The sequence below is a fragment of the Bacillus sp. FSL M8-0166 genome (genome assembly GCF_038008825.1).
GTDB lineage: Bacteria > Bacillota > Bacilli > Bacillales > Bacillaceae > Bacillus > Bacillus safensis.
Genome location: NZ_JBBOZZ010000001.1, coordinates 592,561 through 619,537, shown reverse-complemented (window position 1 = coordinate 619,537; position 26,977 = coordinate 592,561). Strand labels below are relative to the sequence as shown.

General features: G+C 42.6%; 30 protein-coding genes. 4 read left to right on the top strand and 26 right to left on the bottom strand.

What is annotated here, in order from left to right; all coding sequences use genetic code 11:
* Positions 1-4 precede the first annotated feature (4 nt).
* The 8 genes from NSS92_RS03475 to NSS92_RS03440 form a co-directional block, all read right to left on the bottom strand.
* Positions 5-1,411, bottom strand: coding sequence for a glycoside hydrolase family 1 protein (locus tag NSS92_RS03475; RefSeq protein WP_340866917.1), 1,407 nt, complete (start codon positions 1,409-1,411; stop codon positions 5-7).
* Positions 1,395-2,741: a PTS cellobiose transporter subunit IIC gene (celB, locus tag NSS92_RS03470; RefSeq protein WP_267587368.1), complete on the bottom strand. Its 1,347-nt coding sequence runs from the start codon at positions 2,739-2,741 to the stop codon at positions 1,395-1,397. The genes NSS92_RS03475 and celB overlap by 17 nt, the downstream gene beginning before the upstream one ends.
* A 25-nt stretch (positions 2,742-2,766) precedes the next feature.
* Positions 2,767-3,099, bottom strand: coding sequence for a PTS lactose/cellobiose transporter subunit IIA (locus NSS92_RS03465; RefSeq protein ID WP_142945952.1), 333 nt, complete (start codon positions 3,097-3,099; stop codon positions 2,767-2,769).
* Between the two features lie 3 nt (positions 3,100-3,102).
* Positions 3,103-3,414 carry a PTS sugar transporter subunit IIB gene (locus NSS92_RS03460; RefSeq protein ID WP_047202257.1) on the bottom strand — a complete coding sequence of 104 codons (312 nt, stop codon included), beginning with the start codon at positions 3,412-3,414 and terminating at the stop codon, positions 3,103-3,105.
* Positions 3,415-3,554: 140 nt separating this feature from the next.
* Entirely contained in the window at positions 3,555-4,340 is a 786-nt protein-coding gene (locus tag NSS92_RS03455; protein WP_340866916.1) for an SDR family oxidoreductase, read from the bottom strand.
* 12 nt (positions 4,341-4,352) lie between these two features.
* Positions 4,353-5,198 (bottom strand): GRP family sugar transporter, encoded by an 846-nt coding sequence (locus NSS92_RS03450; RefSeq protein WP_185907644.1) that lies wholly within the window; start codon positions 5,196-5,198, stop codon positions 4,353-4,355.
* 116 nt (positions 5,199-5,314) lie between these two features.
* Positions 5,315-6,724: an NADP-dependent phosphogluconate dehydrogenase gene (gene gndA / locus NSS92_RS03445; RefSeq protein WP_024428028.1), complete on the bottom strand. Its 1,410-nt coding sequence runs from the start codon at positions 6,722-6,724 to the stop codon at positions 5,315-5,317.
* A gap of 98 nt (positions 6,725-6,822) precedes the next feature.
* On the bottom strand, positions 6,823-8,079 hold the full coding sequence (locus NSS92_RS03440) for a DNA polymerase IV (protein WP_267587366.1): 1,257 nt from the start codon (positions 8,077-8,079) through the stop codon (positions 6,823-6,825).
* Positions 8,080-8,185: 106 nt separating this feature from the next.
* Between NSS92_RS03440 and NSS92_RS03435 the strand changes: the two genes are divergently transcribed.
* Positions 8,186-8,467 (top strand): hypothetical protein, encoded by a 282-nt coding sequence (locus tag NSS92_RS03435; RefSeq protein ID WP_024422910.1) that lies wholly within the window; start codon positions 8,186-8,188, stop codon positions 8,465-8,467.
* A 28-nt stretch (positions 8,468-8,495) separates the two neighbouring features.
* Positions 8,496-9,314 carry a membrane protein insertase YidC gene (locus NSS92_RS03430; RefSeq protein WP_411353430.1) on the top strand — a complete coding sequence of 273 codons (819 nt, stop codon included), beginning with the start codon at positions 8,496-8,498 and terminating at the stop codon, positions 9,312-9,314.
* 36 nt (positions 9,315-9,350) lie between these two features.
* Here the strand turns inward: NSS92_RS03430 and NSS92_RS03425 are convergent, their stop codons facing one another.
* Genes NSS92_RS03425 through mce form a run of 4 tightly spaced genes read right to left on the bottom strand, consistent with a single transcriptional unit; the run spans position 9,351 to position 12,846 of the window.
* The gene (locus tag NSS92_RS03425) at positions 9,351-9,815 is read right to left on the bottom strand and encodes a chemotaxis protein CheW (protein WP_267587365.1); all 465 of its coding nucleotides are present in this window, start codon (positions 9,813-9,815) and stop codon (positions 9,351-9,353) included.
* A gap of 14 nt (positions 9,816-9,829) precedes the next feature.
* Positions 9,830-10,951, bottom strand: coding sequence for a tripeptidase T (locus NSS92_RS03420; protein WP_111292258.1), 1,122 nt, complete (start codon positions 10,949-10,951; stop codon positions 9,830-9,832).
* A 16-nt stretch (positions 10,952-10,967) separates the two neighbouring features.
* Positions 10,968-12,431 carry an acyl-CoA carboxylase subunit beta gene (locus tag NSS92_RS03415; protein WP_340866914.1) on the bottom strand — a complete coding sequence of 488 codons (1,464 nt, stop codon included), beginning with the start codon at positions 12,429-12,431 and terminating at the stop codon, positions 10,968-10,970.
* Positions 12,424-12,846, bottom strand: coding sequence for a methylmalonyl-CoA epimerase (gene mce / locus NSS92_RS03410; RefSeq protein ID WP_340866913.1), 423 nt, complete (start codon positions 12,844-12,846; stop codon positions 12,424-12,426). Before mce ends, NSS92_RS03415 begins: the two co-directional genes overlap by 8 nt.
* A 101-nt stretch (positions 12,847-12,947) precedes the next feature.
* Here mce and prli42 point away from each other — a divergent pair, with 101 nt between their 5' ends.
* Positions 12,948-13,040 (top strand): stressosome-associated protein Prli42, encoded by a 93-nt coding sequence (prli42, locus tag NSS92_RS03405; RefSeq protein ID WP_149126490.1) that lies wholly within the window; start codon positions 12,948-12,950, stop codon positions 13,038-13,040.
* A 38-nt stretch (positions 13,041-13,078) separates the two neighbouring features.
* Here prli42 and NSS92_RS03400 read toward each other — a convergent pair whose 3' ends face one another.
* The 6 genes from NSS92_RS03400 to NSS92_RS03375 form a co-directional block, all read right to left on the bottom strand.
* The gene (locus tag NSS92_RS03400; RefSeq protein ID WP_340866912.1) at positions 13,079-13,588 is read right to left on the bottom strand and encodes a L,D-transpeptidase; all 510 of its coding nucleotides are present in this window, start codon (positions 13,586-13,588) and stop codon (positions 13,079-13,081) included.
* Between the two features lie 53 nt (positions 13,589-13,641).
* Complete coding sequence (locus NSS92_RS03395) at positions 13,642-14,595, bottom strand: aromatic acid exporter family protein (RefSeq protein WP_340866911.1); 954 nt, start codon at positions 14,593-14,595, stop codon at positions 13,642-13,644.
* A 121-nt stretch (positions 14,596-14,716) separates the two neighbouring features.
* Positions 14,717-15,439, bottom strand: coding sequence for an amino acid ABC transporter ATP-binding protein (locus NSS92_RS03390; RefSeq protein ID WP_034280282.1), 723 nt, complete (start codon positions 15,437-15,439; stop codon positions 14,717-14,719).
* A complete protein-coding gene (locus tag NSS92_RS03385; protein ID WP_003215691.1) occupies positions 15,432-16,088 on the bottom strand; it encodes an amino acid ABC transporter permease in 657 nt (218 codons plus the stop codon). Before NSS92_RS03385 ends, NSS92_RS03390 begins: the two co-directional genes overlap by 8 nt.
* A gap of 121 nt (positions 16,089-16,209) precedes the next feature.
* Positions 16,210-16,974, bottom strand: coding sequence for a transporter substrate-binding domain-containing protein (locus NSS92_RS03380; protein ID WP_024422920.1), 765 nt, complete (start codon positions 16,972-16,974; stop codon positions 16,210-16,212).
* Between the two features lie 195 nt (positions 16,975-17,169).
* Entirely contained in the window at positions 17,170-17,607 is a 438-nt protein-coding gene (locus NSS92_RS03375) for a BrxA/BrxB family bacilliredoxin (RefSeq protein WP_024428021.1), read from the bottom strand.
* 169 nt (positions 17,608-17,776) lie between these two features.
* On the opposite strand from NSS92_RS03375, the gene NSS92_RS03370 reads away from it, so the two are divergent.
* Positions 17,777-18,670: a YegS/Rv2252/BmrU family lipid kinase gene (locus NSS92_RS03370; RefSeq protein ID WP_267587359.1), complete on the top strand. Its 894-nt coding sequence runs from the start codon at positions 17,777-17,779 to the stop codon at positions 18,668-18,670.
* 13 nt (positions 18,671-18,683) lie between these two features.
* Here NSS92_RS03370 and NSS92_RS03365 read toward each other — a convergent pair whose 3' ends face one another.
* The 8 genes from NSS92_RS03365 to yqiS all read right to left on the bottom strand — a co-directional run bounded on the left by NSS92_RS03365 (position 18,684) and on the right by yqiS (position 26,908).
* Positions 18,684-18,977 carry a YesK-like family protein gene (locus NSS92_RS03365; protein ID WP_340866910.1) on the bottom strand — a complete coding sequence of 98 codons (294 nt, stop codon included), beginning with the start codon at positions 18,975-18,977 and terminating at the stop codon, positions 18,684-18,686.
* Positions 18,978-19,042: 65 nt separating this feature from the next.
* On the bottom strand, positions 19,043-20,299 hold the full coding sequence (locus NSS92_RS03360) for a dihydrolipoamide acetyltransferase family protein (protein WP_340866909.1): 1,257 nt from the start codon (positions 20,297-20,299) through the stop codon (positions 19,043-19,045).
* A 19-nt stretch (positions 20,300-20,318) separates the two neighbouring features.
* Complete coding sequence (locus tag NSS92_RS03355) at positions 20,319-21,302, bottom strand: alpha-ketoacid dehydrogenase subunit beta (protein WP_095408966.1); 984 nt, start codon at positions 21,300-21,302, stop codon at positions 20,319-20,321.
* Positions 21,303-21,314: 12 nt separating this feature from the next.
* Positions 21,315-22,307 (bottom strand): thiamine pyrophosphate-dependent dehydrogenase E1 component subunit alpha, encoded by a 993-nt coding sequence (locus NSS92_RS03350; protein ID WP_039179824.1) that lies wholly within the window; start codon positions 22,305-22,307, stop codon positions 21,315-21,317.
* Positions 22,308-22,324: 17 nt separating this feature from the next.
* On the bottom strand, positions 22,325-23,749 hold the full coding sequence (gene lpdA, locus NSS92_RS03345) for a dihydrolipoyl dehydrogenase (protein WP_340866908.1): 1,425 nt from the start codon (positions 23,747-23,749) through the stop codon (positions 22,325-22,327).
* On the bottom strand, positions 23,739-24,860 hold the full coding sequence (gene buk, locus NSS92_RS03340) for a butyrate kinase (protein WP_411353429.1): 1,122 nt from the start codon (positions 24,858-24,860) through the stop codon (positions 23,739-23,741). The genes lpdA and buk overlap by 11 nt, the downstream gene beginning before the upstream one ends.
* 33 nt (positions 24,861-24,893) lie before the next feature.
* The gene (gene bcd, locus NSS92_RS03335) at positions 24,894-25,988 is read right to left on the bottom strand and encodes a branched-chain amino acid dehydrogenase (protein WP_003215658.1); all 1,095 of its coding nucleotides are present in this window, start codon (positions 25,986-25,988) and stop codon (positions 24,894-24,896) included.
* Between the two features lie 26 nt (positions 25,989-26,014).
* On the bottom strand, positions 26,015-26,908 hold the full coding sequence (gene yqiS, locus NSS92_RS03330) for a phosphate butyryltransferase (RefSeq protein ID WP_041106819.1): 894 nt from the start codon (positions 26,906-26,908) through the stop codon (positions 26,015-26,017).
* Positions 26,909-26,977 lie beyond the last annotated feature (69 nt).

Below are 26,977 nucleotides of genomic sequence, written 5' to 3'. Positions count from 1 at the left end.
TTGATTAAAAACCGTTATTCTCTGAAACCGATTGAAACCAGTATCCACTTTTCTTAATCGTTCGTTTCCCGTCTTTTTGAAGATCAACTGAGACAAATCCATAACGATTTTTATAAGCATTCGACCAGGACCAGTTGTCCATAAAGGTCCAAAGATGATAGCCTTTCACATTGCTTCCTTCTTGAATGGCTTGATGCACCCATTTGAGATGCTCAGAAATAAAGTCAATGCGGTAATCGTCATGAATCATTCCTTCTTCATCCTTAAACCGCTCTTCTCCTTCGACACCCATTCCATTTTCAGAAATAAAGCATTCAATATTATCATAGTCTGTTTGGACTTTTTTCAATATGTCGTAAATGCCCTTTTCATAGATTTCCCAGCCTCGATACACATTCATTTTTCTTCCCGGCATCTCAAAAGAATCAAAATAATGGTTCGGCATAAATGGTGCTTGAGGATGCGGCATATGCTCTTTCGCTTTCACTCTTCTTGGCTGATAATAGTTGATGCCAAGAAGATCAATCGTATTCTCTCGAATGAGCTCAAGGTCCCCTTCTTCCATACTTGGCATAAAGCCTTCTTTCTTTAAGACTTCTACTAGCTTTTCCGGGAAATGCCCCTTCACCGCAGGATCTAAGAAGGAACGGTTAAAGAAAGCATCGGCCATCTCTGCTGCTTCTACATCGCGCGGATTCTGGCTTCGCGGGTACGAAGGGGTCAGGTTTAGGATGATGCCAATCTTACCGCCTTGCTGCAGCTCTTTATAAGCCGCAATCGCCTTCGCATTTGATAAAAGTTCATGAAAACCGACCTGTACAGCCTTTTGGAAATCGACCTCGTTTGGATAATGAAAGCTATACATATATCCGCCTTCTACAGGCACAATCGGTTCGTTATGGGTAAACCATTTTTTCACCCTGTCGCCAAATAATTGGAAGCATAATGTCGCATAGCTGACATAATCGTCGACCACCTGTCTGTTCACCCAGCCGCCTTTCTCCTGCAGCGCCATTGGCATATCGAAATGGTATAGGTTCACAAATGGCTCGATATCATGTGCAATCAGTTCATTGATCACATCATTGTAAAAAGACACCGCTTCTTCATTGACGGCACCTGTTCCTTCAGGTAAAAGGCGTGACCATGATATCGACAGCCGAAATGAATTGTGGCCAATTTCCTTCATTAGACGGATATCCTCTTTATATTTTCGATAAAATTGAGATGTCACGTTCGGCCCTACGCCATCAAAAAAACGAGTCGGCTCTTGTTCAAACCAATGATCCCATATGTTCGGTCCCTTTCCATCTCCAGGGACGCTCCCTTCTGTTTGCGTCGCAGAAGCAGAAGATCCCCACCAGAAACCTTCTGGAAATATATATGATTGCTTGTTAGTTTCCATCGACATGTATTGAGTCTCCTTCACCTTTGATGTTTGCTGCCTTCGTTTTTTCTGTTGTTGTTATTTTTTCATTTTTCACATTCATACGGTCAATAAATTTCAAGAACGGGAACCAAATGACAAACACAATCATCAGGTTAAACAACTGAAGCAGACCGCCCGCTAGTGAATTTGTTGCCATCATTCCGCTAATAAAGATCGGCACTGTCCATGGGATATTCACGCCTGTCGGCGGCGGTACAATCCCTGATGCCATCGCAAAATAAGTAATACATGTTATGACCATTGGCGCCAAAATCCACGGAATGAGAATAAGCGGATTCATGACAATCGGTAAACCGAAGATAATCGGTTCATTGACGTTAAATAATCCTGGTCCTAAGCCAAGCTTGGCTACTTGTTTTAATTGCTTACTTTTCAGGAAAATTAAAATCGTAAACACAACAGCGAGCGTCATGCCGGTTCCACCCATTCCAACCGTGTAAATTTCAATAAACTGCTTGCTGATGATATTAGGAACCTCACCTGTTTTTGTGTAGCTCTCTAGGTTTTGAATGGACAATGTATTCCAAATCGGATCCATGACAGAGTTGATAATAATTTGGCCGTGGAGCCCAAAGAACCAAAGAATTTGTATAAAGAAAACAGCAATCAAGGTCGGAATGATACCGCTTCCAAGACCGACAAGCGGCGCCTGAATGGCATGATAAATCAAATCATGCATATTTGTTTTGAAGCCTTGTGTAATGATGATATTAATGAACAAAAAGGTTGTAAGTGTCAAAGTAGCCGGGATCAGTGCAGCAAAAGACTTGGAAACAGCTGGCGGAACCCCTTGCGGCATATTGATCACAAATTTCTTTTGGACAAAAAAACGATAAATTTCAGCAGACAAAAAGCCTGTGATCATTCCTAGGAACATCCCCTTTGCACCTAAACGATCGACTGGGATAACGCCTGCAATCGTTGCACCGCCTTCTTGTTCTAGTAAAAACGGAGTCAGAAGCAAGAAAGAGGCTAAAGCAATCACACCGCCAAAGACAGCTTCCACATCATAGCTTTTTGATAAATAGTAGCCAATCCCAAATACAACAAACACACTCATAATGCTGATGGTCGCACTCGGTGCGATATTCAGCGCAGACTGGACGCCTTCCAGTGCTGTTTGACTCATGATTTTATCTAAAAATGGCAAATTCATCAGCACAACCATAATGGAACCAAAGATGGTGAGCGGGAACGCAAGCATAAAGGCATCCCGTAATACGCCTAAATAGCGGTTGTTGTTCAATCTCCCAGCAATCGGAACCAAAATGGCACTTATTTTATCAAACATTGGTTTCCCCCCTTGTTTACACCCTTTATTGTTTAAGCGATTGGAATATCGGCAGGAGCTCTCCCACAAGCTCCTTGATGGTAATGGTCGACATTAAGTGATCTTCAGCGTGCATGAGCAGTAAGGAAAAGGATGCCCTTTCTCCTCCTGCCTCTTTCTGTACGAGTTGAAAATGGATGTCATGTGCATGCCGTAAATCTTCTTCCGCTTCTTTCATAAGACCAAAAGCCTCTTCTTCTAGACCTTCTCGATATTGTTTAAGAGCCTGAAGCAATTTGCTGCGTGCATTCCCGCTGTGTAAGATCAATTGAAAGCTCACTTGTTCCTCCGTGAGCCCTTCGAGTGTTTTCTTTTCCATCCTTTAAGATTCCCCCATCAATGTAAGTGCCTGTTCATACGCTTTTTGTCCATCAGCAAGCCCGTACGCCTGCATATCAATGACCTCTACCTCAATTCCGTATTTTTTTGCTTCTTTTTGAAGGTCTCCTTTTAAAAAGCTCATTTGCGGTCCGATTAACACTACATCCGCATTCGCCATTTCTTTTTTCGCTTGATCTTGCCCAACTGCCCAAATTTCTGCTTCGTCCCCAATTGAATCGGCATGTGCTTTCATCTTTGTCACTAGTAAACTCGTAGACATTCCCGAACTGCATGCTAATAAAATACGTTTCATTTCTCTCACCCCATTGTTGTAATAAAAGCGCTTCCAATTAATATTATATATTTTTATTTTTAAATGTCTAGACATTTAATTTTATTTGTCTGTATTTAATATAAAAAAGAGCGTATTGTACGCTCTTTTTCTTAATCGTCTTATCCTTTTCCTGCCTGGAACCCAGGGTACTTTGTCATGCCGCCGTCTACATATAACGTCAAGCCTGTGACATAGCTCGCCTCTTTTGATGCCAGCCAGACAGCACATGCTGCCACTTCTTCTGGCTTTCCAATATAACCGATCGGAATCAGCTCAATCACACCTTTTTTCAATGCTGGATCATTGAATTTCTCCGCATTAATCGGGGTATCAATGGCTCCTGGTGCAATGCTGTTTACACGGATTTTTTTAGGGGCATATTCAAGGGCCAATGTTTCTGTCAAAAGCTTGGCGCCTCCTTTACTGGCTGCATAATGCACGAAATGAGGCCAAGGAATTTGTTGATGAACCGACGACATATTAATGATCGAGCCTTCTATCTCATGATCCGTCATATACTTCAGTGCATCACGGCATCCTAGAAACATGCCTGTTAAATTGGTAGACATCACTTTGTTCCAATTATCCAGCGTCATTTCGGTAGAAGGTACTTCATTTTCAATGCCTGCGTTATTGATCATCACATCAAGACTGCCAAATGTATCAACGGCTTTATCAATCATCGCCTGCATATCCTCTTCCTTTGATACGTCTCCCTTGATTTTCACAGCCTGTCCGCCATTTTTTTGAATATCTGCAATGGTTTCATCCGGATTTTCTTTATCGGAGAAGTAATTGATCACCACATTGGCTTTTTCTTGTCCAAATCGGCGGGCCATCGCTTGACCAATCCCTGTACCTGCGCCTGTAATCAGAACTGTTTTTCCTTCTAAATCTGGATACATTCGTGTAACCTCCTATTTTGTAAAGCCTAGCAGCACACCGCCTGCAATGATCATCAGGCAGCCTGCAATGACAAAGCTTTTTCTAGATGCTTTCTCTTTTAATAAGTAAATGCCGCCTAGTGTTGAGATGACAATCCCTGTTTGTGACATCGAAAAGCTTACGGCTACGCCAATTAATGGAATGGCCAAAAGCAGCCCAAGATTTCCTGTTGACCAAACAAGACCGGCAATGATATTTCTAAACGTATATTTGCTAAACGGATCCTGCTTTAAACTAATCGCTAAGGATGAAAGCAGCATGCCGACTGATTGCGGAACGAGTGCAGACCAGCCATCAATATCAAACCATCTTAAAATGACGACATATCCGACGTAGCCAACGGTTGAGATGAGCAGAATGATGATTCCTTTTTTAAAATTCCCTCCATTCTCGCCGCCATTCTTTTTTTGACCGAGCGATGTCATGACAACACCTGCAATGATCAGTAAAATGGCGCAAGAACCAATGAGTATGACCGTCATCGTTTGCCATTCTTTGAAGACCATAACGCCAAATAGCGTTGTGCTCACAAGCTGCATGCCTGTTGATAAAGGAACAGCTTTAGACACACCGAGAAAAGCGACACTTGAAAGCTGATTCATTTGTCCAATACTCCAAAAGATGCCTGAAATGACGGAAACCGCAAAAATAAGCGGTGTCAGCTCTGGCATTTTGATGAAAAAGGCTGCAATTGAAAATAAAAATGCACCGAGCGTAATGCCGAGTGTTTGCTGATACGCATTCCCGCCTAGTTTGACACTGATAAGAACAATACTTCCCCAAAATATCGCTGGGAGAAGTGCATATAATATGCCCACTTCTATCCCTACTTTCTTGTCTTTTTTACATAGCATCCCTCTTTTTCGCATTTTTAGCCGAAAAGATACAAACAAAAAAACCTTACCAAAGGTAAGGTCTTTCAGTCGTTCTCTGTTTATTTCATCCATTCAGTATGGAATACGCCTTCTTTATCTGTGCGCTCATACGTATGTGCACCGAAATAGTCACGCTGTGCTTGAATTAAATTCGCTGGAAGGACAGCTGTGCGATAGCTATCAAAGTAAGCAAGTGCACTTGAGAATGAAGGAACAGGAACTCCTTGTTCCACTGCAAGTGAAATGACTTTACGAAGTGATGATTGATAGTTTTGAGCAATATCCTTAAAGTATGGATCAAGCAATAGGTTTTTCAGTTCAGGATTACGGTCATATGCTTCTTTAATTTGTTGTAAGAAGGCTGCACGAATGATACATCCGCCGCGGAAGATCATCGCAATTTCACCGTATTTTAAATCCCAGTTATATTCATCAGATGCTGCTTTCATTTGCGCAAAGCCTTGTGCGTAAGAGCAGATTTTACTCATGAATAAGGCTTTTCTAACCGCTTCGATCAGCTCTTGTTTATTCTCAGCTGATTGCGCCGGCTCAGGACCTTCGATCAATTGACTTGCTTCCACACGCTCATCTTTCATTGCTGAAATGTAACGCGCAAAAACAGACTCAGTAATGATTGGAAGCGGGACACCTAGATCAAGTGAGCTTTTGCTTGTCCATTTTCCAGTTCCTTTTTGACCAGCTTTATCTAAGATCACATCCACAAGCGGCTGGTTTGTTTCTTCATCCACTTTTGTGAAAATGTCAGCTGTAATTTCGATTAAATAGCTGTCAAGCTCGCCTTTATTCCACTCTGAGAATACTTCATGAAGCTCCCCTGCTGACAATCCAGCAACATGCTTCAAGATAAAGTATGATTCAGAGATCAATTGCATATCTCCGTACTCGATACCGTTATGAACCATTTTGACATAATGTCCTGCTCCATCTGGGCCGATATACGTTGTACAAGGCTCGCCATCTACTTTCGCAGAGATCGCTTCTAAAATTGGTTTCACTAGCTCATGCGCTTCTTTTTGACCGCCTGGCATGATGGAAGGACCTTTTAGCGCGCCTTCTTCACCGCCGGAAACACCAGTACCAATGAAGTGAATACCACTTTCTGCAAGCTCTTGATTACGTCTTTGTGTATCCTTGTAATATGTATTTCCACCATCAATTAAAATGTCACCTTTCTCTAGGTGAGGAAGTAATGATTGAATGGTTGCATCTGTTGCTGCACCAGCTTTTACCATTAAAAGAATTTTACGCGGTGTTTCAAGCGACTGAACAAATTCTTCGATGCTGTATGTGCCAACAACGTTTTTTCCTTCTGCTTCTTGAAGAAACTCTTCTGTTTTGCTGCTAGATCTGTTATAAACGGATACGGAGAAACCGCGGCTTTCAATATTGAGGGCAAGGTTTTTCCCCATAACGGCTAGTCCAACCACACCGATTTGTTGTTTTGACATAATTCTGACGTCCCTTCTAACACACTATATTGATTACTGCTGAAATGATGTACCCTTTGAAATTACCACAACATCACCTCTTTTATCAAGTTTTCAGGCTAGTCATTTCCTCTTTCGTCCTGAAAAAAATCTTTATTAAAACTTGTCCCGCTTGTTTTGCTCTCTTTTTCCTTAATGGTGATCCCTCTTTGCACCAATGGCTTTCCATATTTTTCTTTCAATCCATCTAAAATGGTTTGGAGAGGCTCTTCTTTTGCATCTTCTGTATATGAAAATAAATCAAGCTGTTTAACAGCTGCTTTTCGTTCGACAAGGTCTGTCCCCGTCACACCTAAGAGCCTCACTGGCTGGTCATTCCAATGTTTAAGGAATAACTGTTTTGCCGCTTCAAATATGTCTTCCTTTCGATCCGTTGGATTCGTAAGCATGACACTTCGCGTGATATTTTTCCAGCTTGCATACCGAATCATGATGAGCAGCCGATTCGCCATCACTTCTTTTCTCCTTAACCTTGCACTCACAGATTGTGACAGCTTATCAATTAACGTAACAAGTTCATCTGTATCATCAGAATCATGAGGAAGAGTGGACGAATTGCCGACGGATTTAAATTCGTATATTCTTTCTGGGTCCACGATGCCGTCATGTTCACCATTCGCCTTTTGCTTTAATCTCGGTCCATTGATGCCAAGCAATTCTTTTAGTGTATACTCATTCGCTTTCGCTAAGTCTTCAATGGTATGAATTCCAACCTTTTTTAATTTATCTGCCGTTTTTTGTCCAACCCCGTGCATATCACCAGCAGGGAGCGGCCAGAGCATGTTCGGAACATCTCGTTTACGCAATATGGTGATGCCCATTGGCTTTTTCCAATTTGACGCCATTTTCGCTAAAAATTTATTCGGTGCAATGCCGATACTTGAAGGAAGCATCAGCTCCTCTACAAGCCTTGTTTGAATATCATGAGCCGTTTTTACCGCATGCTCAGCATATGGCGTATGCGTTAAATCAATATAGCCCTCATCAATAGATACAGGTTCGACTAAATCACTGTATTCTCTTAGTATTGTAAACATCTCTTGTGAGGAGCTGCGGTACCGGTCAAAGTTCGGTGTGCGGACAATGAGTCCCGGACATAGCCGCTTCGCCTCCCACAAGGGCATCGGGGGCTTCACACCTAGTGCTCTTGCCTCGTAGCTGCACGTCACAACAATCCCTTTACGCTCTTTTGCATTTCCGCTGATGGCTAAAGGTTTCCCTCGCAAAGAAGGATCATACGCCATTTCGACCGATGCATAAAAACTATTCATATCAATATGAAAAATAATTCGACCCTTTCTTTGAGAATCAACCATTTGCCTGCCTCCTACATTTATTGACTATGGTTACTTCATGTTTGTTCCAATAGACATTTCATATAGTGTATAGTACACTGTGAGTAATGAAATGGATGTGATAATCATGATTATTGATACATTCAATGAAGTCTTTTTCCTTGTTGAATTCTTTACGATTATTCTTCCAGCGCTGACGGCCATCGGCATTGCGTTTTTACTAAAAGACTGCCGTATGAACGAACATCTTGGTGGACATCGTTTGGAAGAGTTGGACGCATCTTGCTTGAATCGAACAGACTTTCTGTTTATCATATATGATCGCATTACAACTTGGATTAGTAAAGTCATTCGAATGAAAAGATCATCTAATGATGATGAAGACCATTCGCTTCCTCTCACTAATTAAATTTTTTTAATCATGAGGAGGAAACGAATTGAAACGTTTATTGACTATTTGTACGACTTTATGTTTGATGATGATTGCGTCACCTGCATTTGCAGCGAGTGCGCAAACGAATACGAGCTCTGATGGGTTTTTCCATCATTATTTTGTTCAGCCTTTTTCTGAGCTGATCATTTGGCTTGCGAACTTCTTCCATGATGATTATGGTTTATCCATTATGTTCGTCACCTTGATTGTCCGCCTGCTGATTTTCCCGCTTTTTGCGAATCAATTTAAGAAGCAAAGAGTCATGCAGGAAAAAATGGCACTGGTGAAACCTCAGATTGACCAAATACAAAGCAAATTGAAGAAAACGAAAGAACCTGAAAAACAAAAAGAACTGCAAATGGAAATGATGAAAGTATATAAAGAGAACAATGTGAACCCGCTGGCAATGGGCTGTCTGCCTATGCTGATTCAAATTCCAATTGTTCTTGGCTTTTACTCAGCGATCCGCTCAACACCTGAGATCGCAACTCATACGTTCTTATGGTTTAACTTAGGACAAACCGATTTATTGGTGGCGGTCTTTGCAGGGGCTATGTATTTCTTGCAATTTTATGTCACGCAAAAATATGCGAAGCAATCAGGCACCCAGACAGAGGCTGCGCTGAAGCAGGCGAAAGTAATGGGCATGATTTTCCCAATCATGATGCTGTTTCTTTCAATCAATGCACCCGCTGCTCTTCCTTTATACTGGATGACAAGCGGACTATTACTCACAATTCAAACGATTATTTTAAATGTCATGTACCAAAAATCAAAAACGAAAGCTGCGGCTAACGAACAAGCCAAACCAGCTGCTGAATAAAAATAAACCCCTTATCTAGAGATAAGGGGTTTTTCATTATGCCAATTCTTCTTTCAACCGGTCTGGCAATTGATCGAGGTCCTCAATTTTCCCAAGGAACTTATTTGGGTCCACTTGTAAAATCATTTTGTTTTCTCTCTCCACAACGCCGAAGAAATATTCAGAGGCCTTCGTGTTCATATGAAATGGCTTGATGTCGCTTTGCTCGATATCGATAATATCTTTTGCATCTGAGACAAGACAGCCAATCATTTGATCGTTTACTTCAAATAGCAGCACCTTGGACTGCTCGTTTACATCAAGAGGCTTTCCGTGAAGCATCACACCTGTGTCACTGACAGGAATGACCTCTCCTCTTAATGACATCAGCCCTTTAATTTCTTTTGGAAGGTTCGACACTTCTTGTAAGTAAGGGACCTTTTCAATCGAACGAATATGCTCTACACTGATGCCAAACTCCTCTTGCCCCACCTGAAAAATAATAATCTTTTGCGCGCTCACAGAGTCTCCTGCCTTTACGATGGATTTGTCGTTTCTTCGATAATGGCGAGAACCATTTCAGCTGTTTTGACTAATTCTTCAATCGGCATTTTCTCATTTTTCGTATGAATATCTTCATATCCAACAGCTAGGTTGACAGTTGGGACGCCGTTGCCTGCAATGACGTTTGCATCACTGCCTCCGCCGCTCGTCTGCAGTTCTGAAGGACGGCCAATTTTTGCTGCCGCTTTTTTCGCCACTTCTACGACTTGGTCGCCGTGTGAGAATTTGAAGCCTGGATACATGATGTCAATTTGTACATCGGCACTTCCGCCCATTTCTTTAGCGGTTTTTTCAAAGGCTTCTTTCATCTTCGCTACTTGAGCTTCCATTTTTGCTGGTTCTAAAGAGCGTGCTTCTGCCAAAATATCGACTTGATCGCACACAATATTTGTTTGTGTTCCGCCTTCAAAACGGCCGATATTCGCCGTTGTTTCTTCATCGATCCGGCCAAGTGGCATGCTGGCAATTGCTTTAGATGCAATGGTAATCGCAGACACACCTTTTTCAGGCGCGACACCTGCGTGAGCGGTTTTTCCGTAAATCGTTGCGCGTACTTTTGCCTGTGTTGGTGCAGCTACGATAATCGTACCGACCTTGCCATCTGAATCAAGGGCATAGCCGTATTTCGCTGTCATCAAATTCGGATCTAACGCTTTTGCTCCAACAAGTCCTGATTCCTCACCTGCTGTGATAACAAATTCAATCGTCCCGTGCGGTAAATTTTTCTCTTTCAGCACGCGGACTGCTTCAAACATAGCAGCAAGTCCTGTTTTATCGTCAGCACCAAGAATGGTTGTTCCATCTGTTTTCACATAGCCGTCCTCAATGACTGGTTTTACGCCATTCCCCGGTACAACTGTATCCATATGAGAAGTGAAATAAATCGTATCTGCCTCTTGATTTCCTTCTAATGTGCAGACAAGGTTGCCTGCACCGTGGCCTGTTACCGCTTTTGAATCGTCTTCAACCACTTTTAAACCAAGCTGCGAGAATTTTTCTTTTAGGACTTCAACAATTTTCTCTTCGTGTTTTGTTTCTGAATCAATCTGAACTAATTCTAAAAATTCGTCTAGTAAGCGTTTTTCATTGATCATGATGATGCTCCTCCTCTTATAGCGGCATGTTGCCATGCTTTTTTAACGGTCTATCTTCTTCCTTACTGCGAAGCACATCAAATGAGCGGATCAATCGCTCTCTCGTTTCAGCCGGCATGAAAATATCGTCTACCAGACCTGCCTGAGCCGCTTTCCATACACTTGGTTTGTTCTCAGGCTCGCGCGAAGCAGGGTGAACGATTTCGTCTGCGAACGTTTTCCCCATGACATCAATTTCGGCCTCTGGCCATGCATAAACAAAGTCAGCGCCTAAGCCCTTACTATTCATCGCGACATATGCACCGCCAAACGCCTTTCTTAAAATCACAGTGATTTTTGGAACGGTTGCTTCAGCGTACGCATATAAAAGCTTTGCACCGTGGCGGATAATTCCCGCTTGCTCGGCTTTCTCCCCTGGTAAAAAACCAGGAACGTCCACAAGGGTTAAGATCGGAATATGAAACGCATCGCAAAATCGAATAAACCTGGCCGCTTTATCGGCCGCGTCAAGATCAAGGCTGCCTGCCAGCACCTTTGGCTGATTGGCAACAACACCAATGGAGGCTCCTTGTAATCTGGCAAAACCTGTGACAATATTTTTTGAGAAACAAGGCTGCGTTTCAAAGAATGAGTCTGGATCGGTTATCGCCGTCACGACTTGTTTGACATCATAGGTGCGTGATGGATCCTTTGGCAGGATGCTGCCTGGATCGGCGGTATCATGCTTTCGTGCTTCAGCGTGCATGACAACCTGTTGTTTCGTTGGTATGTACGTTAAAAGAGTTCGAACTGCTTTTAACACGTCCTTCTCATCTTTCCCAGTATAGTGCACATTCCCGCTTGTCTGATGCTGAACACTTGCACCGCCAAGACGGTCAGGACAGACCGTTTCTCCTGTTGCCTTTTCTATTACTTTCGGACCAGTTAAAAACATATGAGCTGTTTGCTCTGTCATGAAGACAAAATCAGTCAATGCAGGAGAATAGACTGCACCTCCAGCACATGAACCTAAAATAACAGATATTTGCGGGATTCGACCAGAGTACAGCACATTCCGTTTAAAAATCTGTCCGTATCCTTCTAATGATACCACACCCTCTTGAATTCTCGCACCACCTGAGTCTTTTAGACCGATGACCGGCATCTGATTTTTAGCTGCAAGGTCCATTAAAGAGACAATTTTTTTGGCATGCATTTCGCCTAAAGAGCCCCCATATACTGTAGCATCTTGAGCATATACACATACTGGCTTTCCATGAATGAGTCCCGTACCAATGACGACGCCGTCACCAACATGCTCTGACAGATCGCCTGTTGCAAATGACTGAATTTCCATTAAGCTGCCCTCGTCAAGAAGTGTATGCAGCCGCTCTCGAACCGACAGCTTTCCTTTGTTCCTGTGAGCCGCTGCTCGTTTTTCGCCGCCGCCCATTAACGCTTTCTTCCGCCATTCAGACAAGTCATTGAACGATTCATTCATTGCTATGTTTCTCTCCTTTCAAGGACTCGCACAATTCAAATAACACACCTGACGTTTCTTTAGGTGAAATAAATGCAATCTGTTTTCCGCTGGCGCCCATCTGTGCTGTTTTTTGAAGAAGCTGCACGCCAAGGTGATCGAGACGGCTAAGATCATCTTGAATGTCATCTGACTTTAGCGCAATATGATGGAGCCCCTCTCCTCTTTTTGCTAAAAAAGTATGTAGTTTGCTGCGGACTGACATCGGTTCGATTAATTCAATGTGCAGATCATTAAGTGAAGCGAAGGACGCTTTAATCTCCTGCTCAGGAATCTCTTGTATGTCTGAAAAATGCCAGTTAAATAGCTGATGAAGCGTTTGAGATGTTTCTTTAATAGAAAAGACGGCAATGGCAATATGATCGATTTGGTTCATCCGTTCACTTCCTTTGCTGATCACTTGTCGCATATGAAAAAACCAGATAAAATAAAGACAAGTGCGCTTGTCGCAAAAATCTTCGGTTATAGGGGTGCGATATGTCTCAAAAATTCATGAAATTTATGGTGTTGCTTATGATTAGCCTGCTGTTAGTTTCTTCACTTTTAGCAGGAGCAGCAGCCTTTTTATAAGGTTTGAATAAAAGCAGACAAGCAGGTGATTCGCGATCTCAACGAATGGCCTGTTTGTCTTTGGCAAGCGTTTCAAAGGAAGCACTTGATGTTGTAATCCATACCTTTGTACCAATTGGAAGCTGATCAAACAATAGCTCTACATCTTGATTATGAAGTCTCACACAGCCTGCCGTGATAAATTTCCCGATCGATGTTTCGTCACTCGTTCCATGAATTCCGTAGTTTCTGCCATCTGTTCCTCGTGCATCAAATCCAATCCATCTTCGCCCTAGAGGATTATTCTTCGCACCGCCTTCAATATTTTTTCTTCTGTAATAGGGATCTTTCGCTTTGACCATAATGATAAATTCACCTTCTGGCGTTAAATCCGCTGTTTTTCCTGTCGAAGCCGGATATACTTTTTGAATTTTCCCTTGATCAATAAAGGCCAGTTCATTCGTTTGTTTATTAATAATGACAAACGGGTCACCCGGAAGCGGGTTTTGTCCAAGCGGCCAAATAGGTGAAAGGGACATGGTCAGTACGGTATAAAATAAAAGACGCATAGGCTCCTCCTTTTTTCATTAGATTGACCAATGAAGGAGGAACTCATGCGTCTCTATTCTTTCATCCCTTTAAAATAGCTTTTCAGTACTAAATATTGTTCCATTTCACCGAGGAAATGAAAGAGTGCCGCTCTTGCCTCAAATTCTTCTCGTGTTTGCGGGAGCGGAAGTTCATCAAACTCTTCTTTCATATCAATGAGACGTCTTAAAAACTTATGCGCTGTGTTCCCTGGGTGAATATGTTCGCGTAAGTCTCTAATGTATTCTGCAATGATTTGTCCGTGCTCCGTTGTGACGGAAATCGACGTAATTTTGGGCAGCACACGCTCAATGATTTCAAATTGCTTTTGTCTCATGTTGAAATAATGATAATACAGGTTTTCATGTCTTAATACATGGTTTTCAACATCACGATATGCGAGAGCTTTCGCTTCTTTGATCAATTGATGTGTCTCTGGTATTTCTTTTCCTGTCCAGTCTTGCTTCCCTGTCATTAAGTATTGCTCGATTTCCTCAAAGATTTTAGCAAAGTTGGCTTCAATCTGTTCGCTGTAGCATTTGAGCTTTTTATCAACACTTGGCATATATAGGTTCATAATCAGCGCTACCCCAACACCAATGGTAATCAGCAGCAGTTCATTCCAAATGAGATGAAGGGTAATCCCGCCAGACATGTATAAGTGGAGGATGATGACTGAACTTGTGACAATCCCTTCTTTAATTCGAAGCAAAACCGTTGTCGGAATAAAGACAAGCAGCATCAAACCGATCACAAAAGGATGATACCCAATCAGATCGAAAAATAAATAAGAAAATAAAATAGCAAGACTGCATGCTGCAAAACGGGCTCCCGATGCTAAGAGGGATCTTTTCTTTGTCACCTGAATACACAGGATCGTAATAATCCCGGCAGCTGAATAATTTTGCAAGCCAAGCAATTGTGCAATATAAATAGCGATCGCTGTTCCTAATGCTGTTTTCAGCGTTCGGTAGCCGATTTTAAACATGATGTGATTCACTCTTTTCTGTCTTGTTTCCATTCACTTTTGTGAAATGATGAACTTTTTTTACTTTCCCCATTATAATCAAAAAAAGAAGGAGATGTTAAGTCTACCTTCTCTTTTTTCTTTATAATATTTTTTGTAAGAAGTCTTGCGCACGCTGTGAAGACGGTGATTCAAAAAATTGTACAGGGTTTGCATCCTCTACTATTTTCCCGTCATCCATAAAGATCACGCGGTCAGCCACTTCTTTTGCAAAGCCCATTTCATGTGTGACGATGACGAGTGTCATTCCAGATTGAGCCAGCTCTTTCATGACCTCTAATACTTCCTTGACCATTTCTGGATCTAGGGCAGACGTTGGTTCGTCAAACAGCATAATGTCTGGTGTCATCGCAAGCGCACGCGCAATCGCGACACGCTGCTTTTGACCGCCGGACAAACGGTTCGGGAAATCATCTTTTTTCTCCAAAAGCCCTACCTTTTTGAGCAGGTCTTCAGCTTGCTTGATGCTGTCTTCCTTCGATTGATTCTTCACATTCATTGGAGCATACGTGATATTTTCCAGCACAGTTTTATGCGGGAACAGATGGAAATGCTGAAATACCATTCCGATGTTCTCACGCACTTTTAGTGCATTCGTTTTTGGGTTGGTGATTTCGGTGTCCTTAATCGTAATGACACCAGAAGTCGGCTTTTCAAGTAAATTTATGCAGCGAAGGAACGTCGATTTTCCTGAACCAGATGGTCCAATGACCGCTACAACTTCCCCTTCTTTAATGGTGGTGTCGATCCCCTTTAAAACTTCGTTTTTACCAAAAGATTTTGTGAGTTTCTCTATTTTAATCATTTGATTTTAACTTCCTTTCCACCGATTTGCCGACAAAGGTGAGAACAAGCACGATGACATAATAGATAAGACCCGCAAAAATAAGCGGTTCAAGATAATTATACGTGACGGCCCCTGCTTGATAGGCTCGTCTCATAACATCGCCCAGTCCGATGACTGTTACAATCGCTGATTCTTTTGTCAGTGTAATCGTTTCATTCACAAGTGCAGGTGAAATATTTTTAAACGCCTGCGGAAGCAATAAGTCCTTCATCATTTTAGCATAAGGGATGCCTAAAGCAACGGCTGCTTCTTTTTGACCTTTATCAATGGCATTAATACCCGCACGAATAATTTCAGATACGTATGCCGCCGAGTTGAGTGAAAATGCCGCTACAGCAGCCCAGTATTGGTCAATTTGAAACCCAAGAAGCTGAGGCAGACCAAAATAAATAATGAGCAATTGAAGCACAAGCGGTGTGCCTCGGAAAATTGACGTATAAAAATCTGCAAGCCAAATGAGCGGTTTAAACACACTAATTTTACAAAGCGTTAATAAAATTCCTAAGATAAATCCAAGGAAAAGGGATACCACTACTATAGAAAGCGTGACCTTAAGTCCTTCTAGAATAAAGGGCATCTGAGGTATTACATCTTTAAAATCCAACATGACATTCTCCTTTTATTTGCCTTCAGACGAAATCAAAAAATAAAACAGGAAAAAAGTTCAACACGAGTTGAACTTTTCAGCGCTTTCTATTTTCATAAATGACGCTGATCCTTTTCCTGACTTACTTTTCATCAGCAAACCATTTTTTAATTAATTTATCAAGTTCGCCATTATCTTTCATTTCTTTTAATGATTTATTAAATTTCGCTGTTAAGTCGCTGTTTTTCTTGAATGCAATGGCTGAACCTTCGTTTGAGCTGTTCAATCCAAACGCTTGGAAATCTTTTTCCTTTTTCAAGTAACCAGCAGCTACTTTATCTTCAATAATTGCTGCATCAAAACGGCCTGCTTTAATCTCTTGAATGATATCAGAAATTTTATTACGGTCTTCAACTGTTAGGTTATATTTCTTTTGCAGTCCATTTGCTTCATCCTGTTGAATAGAACCTAATTGAACGCCGACTGTTTTGTCTTTTAAATCTTTCTCTGCTTTTATACCGCTAGATTTCTTTGATACAACCAAGTTTTTAGCATTGTAATAAACATCAGAGAAATCAACTTGCTTTTTACGTTTTTCTGTAGGTGTCATTCCTGCAAGGACAATATCAGCTTTGTTTGTTTTAAGGGCTGATACAAGGCTTGCAAAGTCCATATCTTGAATTTCTAGCTTGTAGCCGTTCTTTTTCGCTAGTGCAGTTGCAAGATCTACATCAAAACCGACAATTTTATCTCCGTCTTTTGATTCAAATGGCGGATAATCTGCTGATGTCGCCATCACGAGTGTCTTGTCATCTCCTGATGCGTTTGAATTATTAGAAGAAGTTCCGCAAGCTGCGAGTGCAGCTGCAAGACCAGCTGTCATAAGTAATAATAACCACTTTTTCATATGATGATGCCTCCCAGTATTTAAAATCATGTGTTGATTTGAATATTTATTCACTATAATGTATTTTAAACACTTTCTTTTTAAGATGCAATAGTATTTTGCTAAAATTATTTTGACTCTATTGTCTTATAAAACAAAAAGCAGACCGATCTAAAGACCGGACTGCTTAATATTTATTCATTCAAAAGTCACATGTTAGATTTCTTCGCAATGCTCATCGAAAGCGGCTTGTAGTTTTGACACGACTTCCATTGGCTCGTGTCCTTCAATTTCATGACGCTCGACCATTTTAATGATTTTTCCATCTTTTAATAATGCAAAAGATGGTGAAGATGGCGGGAAGCCTTCAAAGTATTCACGGGCTCTTGCCGTTGCCTCTTTGTCCTGTCCAGCAAACACTGTCAGCAATTGATCTGGACGCTTATCGTAATGAACAGAATAGCCGGCAGCTGGTCTTGCAATACCGCCTGCACAGCCGCATACTGAATTCACCATGACAAGTGCCGTCCCTTTTTTAGTCAGTGCTTCGTCTACTTCTTCAGCTGATGTGAGCTCAGTGTAGCCTGCCTGCTTTATTTCTTCTCTCGCTTGTTTCACAATATCATTCATAAATAAATTAAAATCAATATTCATGTCCGTCCACTCCTTTTGCGTACCAAAACCATTTTAACTCCATCATATCAAGGAAAACGCCTGTGGGCAAATGTGTTGTCTTTTCCTTCGCCTCTTTTTCCGAACATCGTTTATGAGCTGTCAAATTGGGGAAAAGTGATGATAAAGAGATGAAAGGGAGAACTGCGTGATGGCACAATTCAAAAAAGCGATGCTCATTTATAATGGAAATGCTGGACAAAAAAACATGGAAAAAACACTCGGTCAAACAGTGCCTCTTCTTTCTCTACATATTGATGAACTCATTCTTAAACCAACAAAACAGCCAAATGATGCTTATGATTTCTGCCGTCATATTGATGAGACGGTGGAATTGCTTATCATATTAGGCGGAGATGGTACCGTGCATGAATGCATGAACGGCATTGGCGGTCTAGAAAAAAGGCCCGCTGTAGCGATATTACCAGGCGGGACATGCAATGATTTTTCTAGAACACTGGGTATTCCTCAACAAATGCAAAAAGCCGCTCAAATGATTGTAGACGGCAAAGAGAAAAAGGTCGACTTAATCAAAGCAGAAGATCGATACGTGTTAAACTTTTGGGGAATTGGACTGATCGCAGACACGTCCAACAATATTAACGACAAGGAAAAAGCCGTACTCGGCAAAATCAGCTACTTCACAAGTGCCCTGCGCACCCTGCAGCAAACAGATCCTTTTCACGTACGTATTGAGACAGAAGAGGAAAGCTGGGAAGAGGAAGCCGTCATCGTTCTTGTCATGAATGGACATTTTATCGGTACGAATAAAATTGATTTGCCTCATGCAGCCATTGATGATGGAAAAGCAGAAATCTTAATATGCAGAAATACGAGTTTCTCTGCTTTAAAAGAAATCTTTTCAATGAACCGGGAAGAGCTGGAGGATTTCACAGGCGATCTGTCTCTCATTCAAGCGTCCAGTATTCATATCAACACAAAAGAGGAAATGGATGCTGATACAGATGGTGAGGTTTATATGACAGCCCCCTCTTCTTTAGAAGTGTTAAAACAGCATTTGACCTTTATTGTTCCAGCAGAATAAAAAATGCCCGACATCATTTTGATTCGGGCGTTTTTTTGATATAGCGTCTGTATAAATATTCAAGTGCATATCCGAGCAGTGTCCCTGCGAGAAGCGATATTCCTAAAAAGCTATTGGCTGCTCCTTTAAACCCACCGACAATCAGCAGACAGTACACGATTTGAATGATTGAAACGATCGATATGATAAGCAGTAATCGTTCAGGATGATTGTGTGATTTAGAAATGTACCGCAGAAAAGCGAAGGCAATCGCTGTGATAAACATGAGACCAATCGTGAGAAAAGCAAAAAAATCTAGTCCAGACATATCATCGCTCCTTTCTCCTAGATGTGGAAATCCCCCTCTCATGCCGGGAGGGGGAAAATATTGTTTTAATAAACAGATGTCTGTTCGTCGATGCCTTCAAGGATTTGTTTAATTCGTTGAAGGAATCTGCCGCATACAAGACCATCTAGTACTCTGTGATCTAATGAGAGACAAAGATTGACCATGTCTCTTGCCGCAATCATTCCGTTTACAATCATTGGACGCTTCACGATCGATTCTACTTGTAAAATCGCCGCTTGCGGATAATTAATGATTCCCATTGATTGTACCGAACCAAATGATCCCGTGTTGTTGACAGTGAAGGTACCGCCTTCCATATCACTTTGCTTAAGCGTTCCTTGTCTCACCTTAGACGCCAGCTCATGAATTTCTTTGGCGATGCCCTTAATGGTCTTTTCATCCGCATCCTTAATGACTGGAACAAAAAGAGCGTCATCTGTAGCGACAGCAATCGAAACATTGATTGCTTTCTTTTGCACAATTTTATCTCCGGCCCACATGCTGTTCATTTCAGGGAATTCCTTTAAGCCCTGAGCCACTGCTTTGACAAAGAACGCAAAGAACGTCAAGTTAAAGCCTTCTTTTGCTTTAAACTGATCCTTCAGCTGATTTCTTCTTGTCACTAGATTTGTCACATCGACTTCCATCATCGTCCATGCATGCGGAATTTCATGTTTGCTTCTCAGCATATTGGCCGCAATTGCCTGCCGGATCGGCGTGACTGGCAGCTCAACATCACCAGGCATGGAAGGGACGGCAGGCGCCGCTTTTGCTTTAGATGACTGCGCAGGCTCCGGTTGAACGGCACGTTCATTGACAGGTGCTGTCTTCTCTTTGACGCCGCCGTTTTCAATGAGCTGCAGCAAATCTTTTCTAGTAATTCGGCCGCCTGCTCCCGTACCTTGAACAGCCGCTAAATCAATGCCATGCTCATCTGCTAAACGAAGAACGGCTGGAGAGTAACGTTTCTTTTGACTTTGATTCTCATTTGTTTGATCTGCTTCAGGCGCTTCGCTTTGCTCAGGTGCTGCTTCTTCTTTCACGCTCTGCTGCTCGCTTCCTTCTACTTCAATTTCACAGAACACTTCTCCTACTTGCAGCGTTTCGCCTTCCTCAGCCGATAGCTTTGTAATCGTTCCTGTAAAAGATGACGGGACTTCTGCGTTCACTTTATCCGTCATGACTTCCGCAATCGGATCGTATTTATTCACATGATCGCCAGGTGAAACGAGCCATTTACTAATGGTTCCTTCTGTTACACTTTCACCTAGCTGAGGCATTTTCATTTGTTCAATTGCCACTTTGAAACCCTCCTCTTTCTTAAAACGCCGCTAGCTCTCTCATTTCAGCTTCTACCTTATCCGGGTTGACCATGAAGAATTTCTCCATTGCCGGCGCATAAGGCATTGCCGGAATATCTGGTCCTGCCAGGCGTTTGATTGGTGCGTCTAAATCAAATAAGCAATGCTCAGAAATGATCGCCGCAACCTCACTCATGATGCTGCCTTCTTTTGTATCTTCCGTTAACAGAAGCACTTTACCTGTTTTAGAAGCCGCTTCTATAATCGCTTCCTGATCAAGCGGGTACACTGTTCTCAAATCGAGAATATGAGCGGAAATGCCGTCTTTTGCAAGGCGGTCTGCTGCTTGCAGCGCAAAATGGACACAAAGGCCATATGTAATGACCGTAATATCATCGCCTTCTCGTTTCACATCTGCTTTTCCAATCGGAAGAGTGTAATCCTCTTCAGGCACTTCTCCTTTAATAAGACGGTATGCACGTTTATGTTCAAAGAACAATACAGGATCTGGATCACGCACTGCAGCCTTTAGAAGACCTTTGACATCATAAGGTGTAGAAGGCATCACAATCTTCAAACCAGGCTGGTTAGCAAAAATGGCTTCGACCGATTGTGAATGATAAAGTGCCCCGTGTACGCCGCCCCCGTAAGGTGCGCGGATGACCATCGGACAGCTCCAATCATTATTTGATCGGTATCTAATTTTTGCAGCCTCTGAAATGATTTGGTTGATTGCAGGCATAATGAAATCCGCAAATTGCATTTCTGCAATTGGGCGCATTCCATACATCGCTGCCCCAATACCTACACCAGCAATGGCTGATTCTGCAAGAGGTGTATCCATGACGCGCGCTTCTCCAAATTGCTCGTAAAGACCCGCTGTCGCTTTAAATACGCCGCCTTTTTTCCCGACATCCTCTCCGAGCACAAACACTTTCGGATCTCGTTCCATTTCTTCTTTCATCGCCAGTGTAATGGCGTCTATATATGACATAACAGGCATTTTTCTTCCCCCTTACTCCGCATACACGTAACGAAGTGCGCTTTCTGCCTCAGCATAAGCTGCGTTTTCCGCTTCATCAGTAGCTTCGTTTACGATTTGCATGATTTCTTTTGTCATCTCTTCTTTCATTTCAGAAGTCATGACGTTTCCTTCGATTAAATACGTTTCATATTGGATGAGCGGATCTTTCTTTCTTGCTTCGAGCACTTCTTCTTTTTCTCGATAGCTTGAATCATCGTCATCACTTGAGTGCGCAGTTAAACGGTAAGAGATCGTTTCAATCAATGTCGGGCCTTCGCCTCTAGCCGCACGGTCTCTCGCTTCTTTGACAGCGGCATATACTTCAAGCGGATCATTTCCATCTACGGTGACACCAGGCATACCATACCCAATCGCACGATCTGAAATGCGTTCACAGGCCACTTGTTTATCATATGGTACGGAAATCGCGTACTTATTGTTTTCACACATGAAAATAACAGGCAGTTTATGCACAGCAGCGAAGTTAGCGCCTTCGTGAAAATCTCCTTGGTTTGATGAGCCTTCACCGAACGTGACAAAGCTGACAAAGTTTTTCTGCTCTAATCGTCCAGCAAGGGCAATCCCCACCGCGTGAGGAACCTGCGTTGTGACAGGCGATGATCCGGTTACAATTCGATTTGCTTTTTGTCCAAAATGCCCCGGCATTTGTCTTCCGCCTGAGTTTGGATCGTCTTGTTTTGCGAAACCAGACATCATTAAATCTTTTGCTGTCATCCCAAAAGCAAGGACAACCCCCATATCACGATAGTAAGGTAAGACGTAATCTTCTTCTCTATTAAGAGCAAATGCAGCGCCGACTTGCTGCGCTTCCTGTCCTTGACAAGAAATGACGAACGGAATTTTCCCCGAACGGTTTAAAAGCCACATCCGTTCATCGATTTTTCTTGCTAGAAGCATTGTTCTGTATATATCAATTGCTTGTTCATCTGATAATCCTAATTCCTGATGACGCATGTTACTCATCATGTTTCCCTCCTTGATTAAAAATGGATCGCCTTCCCGTCAACAGCAAGGGCAGCCTCGCCAATCGCCTCTGATAAGGTCGGATGCGGGTGTATCGTCTGCCCCACTTCCCACGGGGTTGCATCAAGTACTTTGGCTAATCCAGCTTCAGATATCATATCTGTTACATGAGGACCAATCATATGAATTCCTAAAATATCATCTGTCTTTTGATCGGCAATGATTTTGACGAATCCATCAGACTCCCCGTACACAAGCGCTTTTCCAATCGCCATAAATGGAAATTTCCCTATTTTGACTTCAAAGCCCTGCTCTTTTGCCGCCTGTTCAGTGAGTCCAACACTAGCGGTTTCTGGGTGAGAGTAAACACATTTAGAAACGAGCGTTTCGTCGAGCGGCTTTGGATCTTTCCCAGCCATATGTTCTACAGCAATCATACCTTCGTGTGAAGCGACATGTGCCAGCTGAAGCCCGCCAATGACATCTCCTATTGCGTAAATATGCGATTCTTTCGTTTGATAATGTTCATTCACGACAATGCCTTGTTTTTCGGTTTGGATGTCCGTGTTTTCAAGACCTATGCCTTCGATATTAGGTACTCTGCCGACTGAAAGAAGGAGTTTTTCCGCTTCAAACGTCTGAATGTCTCCATCCTTTTCCGCTTGAATTGTCACGAGATTTCCCTGCTTTTCTACGCTATCTGGCAGTACCTTCGCATTTGTCACAAAAGTGATGCCTTTTTTAGATAATAGCTTTTCCATTTCTTTAGAAATGTCATGATCCTCTGTTGGCAAAATGCGATCTGCAAACTCAATCACAGTGACGTTCACACCAAAATCATTGAGCATAGACGCCCACTCGATTCCGATCACTCCGCCTCCGACAATGAGGATCGACTGCGGAAGCTCTGGCAGTTCAAGTGCATCATCTGATGTAAGGATGTGTGTTCCATCTGCTTCAAGCCCTGGCAGCACACGCGGTCTTGACCCTGTCGCAATGATGACCTGCTTTGGAATCAGCATTTCATTTTCCTCTCCATTTGCCATTTCTACTGAGATGGTCCCTGGCATTGGCGAAAAGATAGATGGGCCAAGAATACGGCCGATCCCTTCATATACATCAATTTTTCCTTGTTTCATTAAATGTTTGACGCCGCCTGCTAGTTTTTCGACGATCTCTGTTTTTCTTTTCTGCACATTGGCAAATTGCAAGGCAATGCCGCCTGCCTCAACACCAAAATCAGCTGCGCGTTTGACGGTTTGATAAACTTCTGCACTTCTGAGCAGCGCTTTAGACGGAATGCAGCCTTTATGAAGACATGTTCCGCCAAGCTTTGATTTTTCTACAACTGCTGTTTTCAATCCAAGCTGTGAGGCACGGATGGCAGCTACATAGCCGCCTGTGCCTCCACCAAGAATGACGAGGTCATATTCAGTTGCCATGACTTGTCACACCTTTCTCCATCCGTTGATCATTTGGGTATTCTTTCGGTGATTCTTCTTCTTTTAAAATACGAAGCGCACCTTCTGCTAACGATTGCAGCTCATTTTCACCTGGATACACGACAACATCAGAAATCCAGTCAATATAGCCGCGAATACTTGATGTAATCTGTTTGCTGTACGCAAGTCCGCCTGTTAATACAATGACGTCAACTGCTCCTTTTAAGACAGCACTCGCTGCACCAATTTCCTTGGCAATTTGATAGCACATTGCTTCATAAATAAGCGCAGCCCGCTGATCACCTGCTTCAATCATGCGTTCCACTTTCACAGCGTCTGTCGTGCCAAGATAGCCCGCAAGCCCGCCTTCACCAATAATACGTTTGAGCATTTCCTCTTGGGTATACTCACCCGAAAAACAAAGATTCACAAGATCACCTGTCGGCAAGGTTCCCGCACGCTCAGGGCTGAAAGGACCTTCGCCATGCAGACCGTTATTGACATCGATGACTTTTCCTTTTTCATGAACACCAATGGTGATACCGCCGCCCATATGAGTAATAATCATGTTCAATTCTTCGTAACTTTTTCCAAAAGAAGCCGCTGTTTTTCTTGCGACCGCTTTTTGATTTAATGCATGAAAGATGCTTTTTCTTTCAATCGTTGGCAGCCCTGAAATACGAGCAATTGGTTTTAGTTCATCCACTACAACTGGATCGACAATAAAGGCTGGGATATTCAGGCCAAGTGCAATTTCTCTCGCGATGATTCCGCCGAGATTGGATGCGTGCTGGCCGGCATATCCTTCTTTTAGGTCTTCCACCATTTGCTCATTGACTTCATATGTGCCTCCTTCAATCGGACGAAGGAGACCGCCGCGCGCGCAAACTGCATCAAACTTTGAGATGTTCATCCCCTGTTCATGCAGTGTTTTCAATATGGTTTCTTTACGGAATGAAAATTGATCAATAATATGAGGAAACTGCTTTAATTCCTCATCTGTATGTCTTAGTGTCGTTTCAAAAATAGAACGTTCATTGTGAAACACACCGATTTTTGTTGAAGTAGAGCCAGGGTTAATCGTGAGAATACGCCATTCTTTTGTCAGCAAAAACAAAACCTCCGTTTCAACTCATTCTTCAAATTAGCGACGGCTTAAAATATGTTGACCATTTTGCAAGAATTGACTTCTTGATTTGCGCATTCTTTCAATTCGCTCTTCAGCCAATCGGTCTGCCGCTTTATATGTTGGAATGGCATCACGGTTTGAAATTTCAATCACACGTTCAATATTTTGATAAATGCCTTCGACTTTTTTCATCGCACGATCTGCATTATAGCCATAAAGCTCATCAGCAACGTTAATCACACCGCCTGCATTGATCACATAATCAGGAGCATATACAATCCCCATTTCATGGATAAGGTCTCCGTGATGCGTTTCTCTTAGCTGGTTATTTGCAGCACCTGCAATCACCTTTGCTTTTAACTTAGGAATGGTCACATCGTTAATGGTTGCACCAAGTGCGCACGGTGCATAAATATCACATGCTTGATCGTAAATATCGTCAGGGTCGACTGCTTTTGCGCCGAAGTCTTCAACAGCTCGCTTGACAGAGTCTTTGTTGATATCTGTGACAATGAGCTGTGCGCCTTCTTCATGCAGATGTTTACACAGGTTGTAAGCGACATTTCCAACACCTTGGACGGCAATTGTTTTTCCTTCTAATGAATCGGTTCCAAATGCTGCTTTGGCAGCGGCTTTCATCCCTTTATATACACCGTAAGCAGTGACTGGAGACGGATTTCCGGATGAACCAAATGCAGGTGAGATCCCTGTAACAAAATCTGTTTCTTCATGAATGAGATCCATATCTTCTACCGTTGTACCGACATCTTCCGCTGTAATATAGCGGCCATTCAGCCCTTGAATGTAACGTCCAAATGCACGGAACATTTCTTCATTTTTGTCTTTTCTCGGGTCGCCGATGATGACTGTTTTTCCGCCGCCAAGATTAAGTCCTGCTGCCGCGTTTTTATAAGTCATTCCTCTTGCTAGACGCAGTGCATCTTCAATGGCTGCTTCTTCGTTTTCATACGTCCACATTCTCGTTCCGCCTAGTGCTGGCCCAAGTGTTGTATCATGAATCGCAATAATGGCTTTTAAGCCAGACTGCTCATCCTGACAAAATACAAGCTGTTCATAATCGTATCGTTCCATATATTTAAAAAGTTCCATCGTGTTATTCCTCCTATTACTTCCACTTAATTTGATGTACAGATGGCAAGTGCAATTGAATAAAGCTTGCTTTCGGCTGAATCAGACCGGCTTGTTAAAGCAATCGGCGCCTTCGCTCCTGCCACCACAGCTCCCACCTTTGCATGTGCAAAGTAGATGAGAGATTTATAAAGAATGTTTCCTGCCTCAATTGTTGGCACAAGCAAAATATCTGCATGGCCGGCTACATCACTCGTAATATTTTTATGAGAAGCTGCCGTTTGAGAAATGGCATTATCTAAAGCAAGAGGCCCATCAATCAGGCATCCAGAAATTTGCCCCCGCCGATTCATTTGCGCAAGACTTGCCGCAGTCAAAGTTGAATCCATTGCCGGATTCACGACCTCCACCGCAGAGAGCACTGCAACCTTTGGCATGTCGTTTCCGACAGCTTGTGCTACTTGAACAGAATTGATCGTAATCTCTTTCAGCATATTTAAATCGGGCGCGATGTTCATCGCAGAATCCGTGACATAAATAAAGCGGTCAAAGCCCGGCACTTCGAATGCCGCGACATGTGATAGGACACTCGCTGTCCTGAGCCCATATTCTTTATTCAGTACCGCTTTTAAAAGAACGGCTGTCGGGACATGCCCCTTCATCAAAATATCTGCATGCTTCTCGCTCACTGCCTGCACGGCAATTTTGGCCGATTCCTCGGGAGAATCTGAATGAATAATATCTATCCAGTCCTCATTGATTTCATGCTGCTTCACTAGCTCCTTCAGGTTGCGTTTGTTCCCAACCAGGAGAAAGCGAGCGACCTTTCGCTTAATTGCCATCTTGATGGCATGAAGCACTTCTTCGTCTTCTGCATGAGCCACAGCCGCCGTTTTATTCTGCAGCTGGGCGGCTTTCATAATCAGATCGTCAAGCTTCATATATGCCCACCTTTCCTTGTGCTCGGTTCATGTTTTATATGCAAGTTCCGTGCCAGTTTGAAATGCAGT

Bases quoted from the DNA above. Each gene is read 5' to 3' on its own strand.
- NSS92_RS03370 (WP_267587359.1), top strand. From the start codon at position 17,777: ATGGCACAATTCAAAAAAGCGATGCTCATTTATAATGGAAATGCTGGA.
- NSS92_RS03455 (WP_340866916.1), bottom strand. From the start codon at position 4,340: ATGTATCCAGATTTAGAAGGAAAAACAGTTCTGATTACAGGCGCAGGT.
- gndA (WP_024428028.1), bottom strand. From the start codon at position 6,724: ATGTCAAAACAACAAATCGGTGTGGTTGGACTAGCCGTTATGGGGAAA.
- NSS92_RS03400 (WP_340866912.1), bottom strand. From the start codon at position 13,588: ATGCGTCTTTTATTTTATACCGTACTGACCATGTCCCTTTCACCTATT.
- NSS92_RS03385 (WP_003215691.1), bottom strand. From the start codon at position 16,088: ATGTTGGATTTTAAAGATGTAATACCTCAGATGCCCTTTATTCTAGAA.
- lpdA (WP_340866908.1), bottom strand. From the start codon at position 23,749: ATGGCAACTGAATATGACCTCGTCATTCTTGGTGGAGGCACAGGCGGC.
- yqiS (WP_041106819.1), bottom strand. From the start codon at position 26,908: ATGAAGCTTGACGATCTGATTATGAAAGCCGCCCAGCTGCAGAATAAA.
- NSS92_RS03440 (WP_267587366.1), bottom strand. From the start codon at position 8,079: ATGGTTGATTCTCAAAGAAAGGGTCGAATTATTTTTCATATTGATATG.
- NSS92_RS03380 (WP_024422920.1), bottom strand. From the start codon at position 16,974: ATGAAAAAGTGGTTATTATTACTTATGACAGCTGGTCTTGCAGCTGCA.
- NSS92_RS03475 (WP_340866917.1), bottom strand. From the start codon at position 1,411: ATGTCGATGGAAACTAACAAGCAATCATATATATTTCCAGAAGGTTTC.
- NSS92_RS03420 (WP_111292258.1), bottom strand. From the start codon at position 10,951: ATGATCAATGAAAAACGCTTACTAGACGAATTTTTAGAATTAGTTCAG.
- celB (WP_267587368.1), bottom strand. From the start codon at position 2,741: ATGTTTGATAAAATAAGTGCCATTTTGGTTCCGATTGCTGGGAGATTG.
- NSS92_RS03355 (WP_095408966.1), bottom strand. From the start codon at position 21,302: ATGCCTGTTATGTCATATATAGACGCCATTACACTGGCGATGAAAGAA.
- NSS92_RS03465 (WP_142945952.1), bottom strand. From the start codon at position 3,099: ATGGAAAAGAAAACACTCGAAGGGCTCACGGAGGAACAAGTGAGCTTT.
- mce (WP_340866913.1), bottom strand. From the start codon at position 12,846: ATGAACCAAATCGATCATATTGCCATTGCCGTCTTTTCTATTAAAGAA.
- NSS92_RS03350 (WP_039179824.1), bottom strand. From the start codon at position 22,307: ATGAGTAACATGCGTCATCAGGAATTAGGATTATCAGATGAACAAGCA.
- NSS92_RS03435 (WP_024422910.1), top strand. From the start codon at position 8,186: ATGATTATTGATACATTCAATGAAGTCTTTTTCCTTGTTGAATTCTTT.
- NSS92_RS03415 (WP_340866914.1), bottom strand. From the start codon at position 12,431: ATGAATGAATCGTTCAATGACTTGTCTGAATGGCGGAAGAAAGCGTTA.
- NSS92_RS03365 (WP_340866910.1), bottom strand. From the start codon at position 18,977: ATGTCTGGACTAGATTTTTTTGCTTTTCTCACGATTGGTCTCATGTTT.
- NSS92_RS03390 (WP_034280282.1), bottom strand. From the start codon at position 15,439: ATGATTAAAATAGAGAAACTCACAAAATCTTTTGGTAAAAACGAAGTT.
- bcd (WP_003215658.1), bottom strand. From the start codon at position 25,988: ATGGAACTTTTTAAATATATGGAACGATACGATTATGAACAGCTTGTA.
- NSS92_RS03395 (WP_340866911.1), bottom strand. From the start codon at position 14,595: ATGTTTAAAATCGGCTACCGAACGCTGAAAACAGCATTAGGAACAGCG.
- prli42 (WP_149126490.1), top strand. From the start codon at position 12,948: ATGTCTCAAAAATTCATGAAATTTATGGTGTTGCTTATGATTAGCCTG.
- NSS92_RS03460 (WP_047202257.1), bottom strand. From the start codon at position 3,414: ATGAAACGTATTTTATTAGCATGCAGTTCGGGAATGTCTACGAGTTTA.
- NSS92_RS03375 (WP_024428021.1), bottom strand. From the start codon at position 17,607: ATGAATATTGATTTTAATTTATTTATGAATGATATTGTGAAACAAGCG.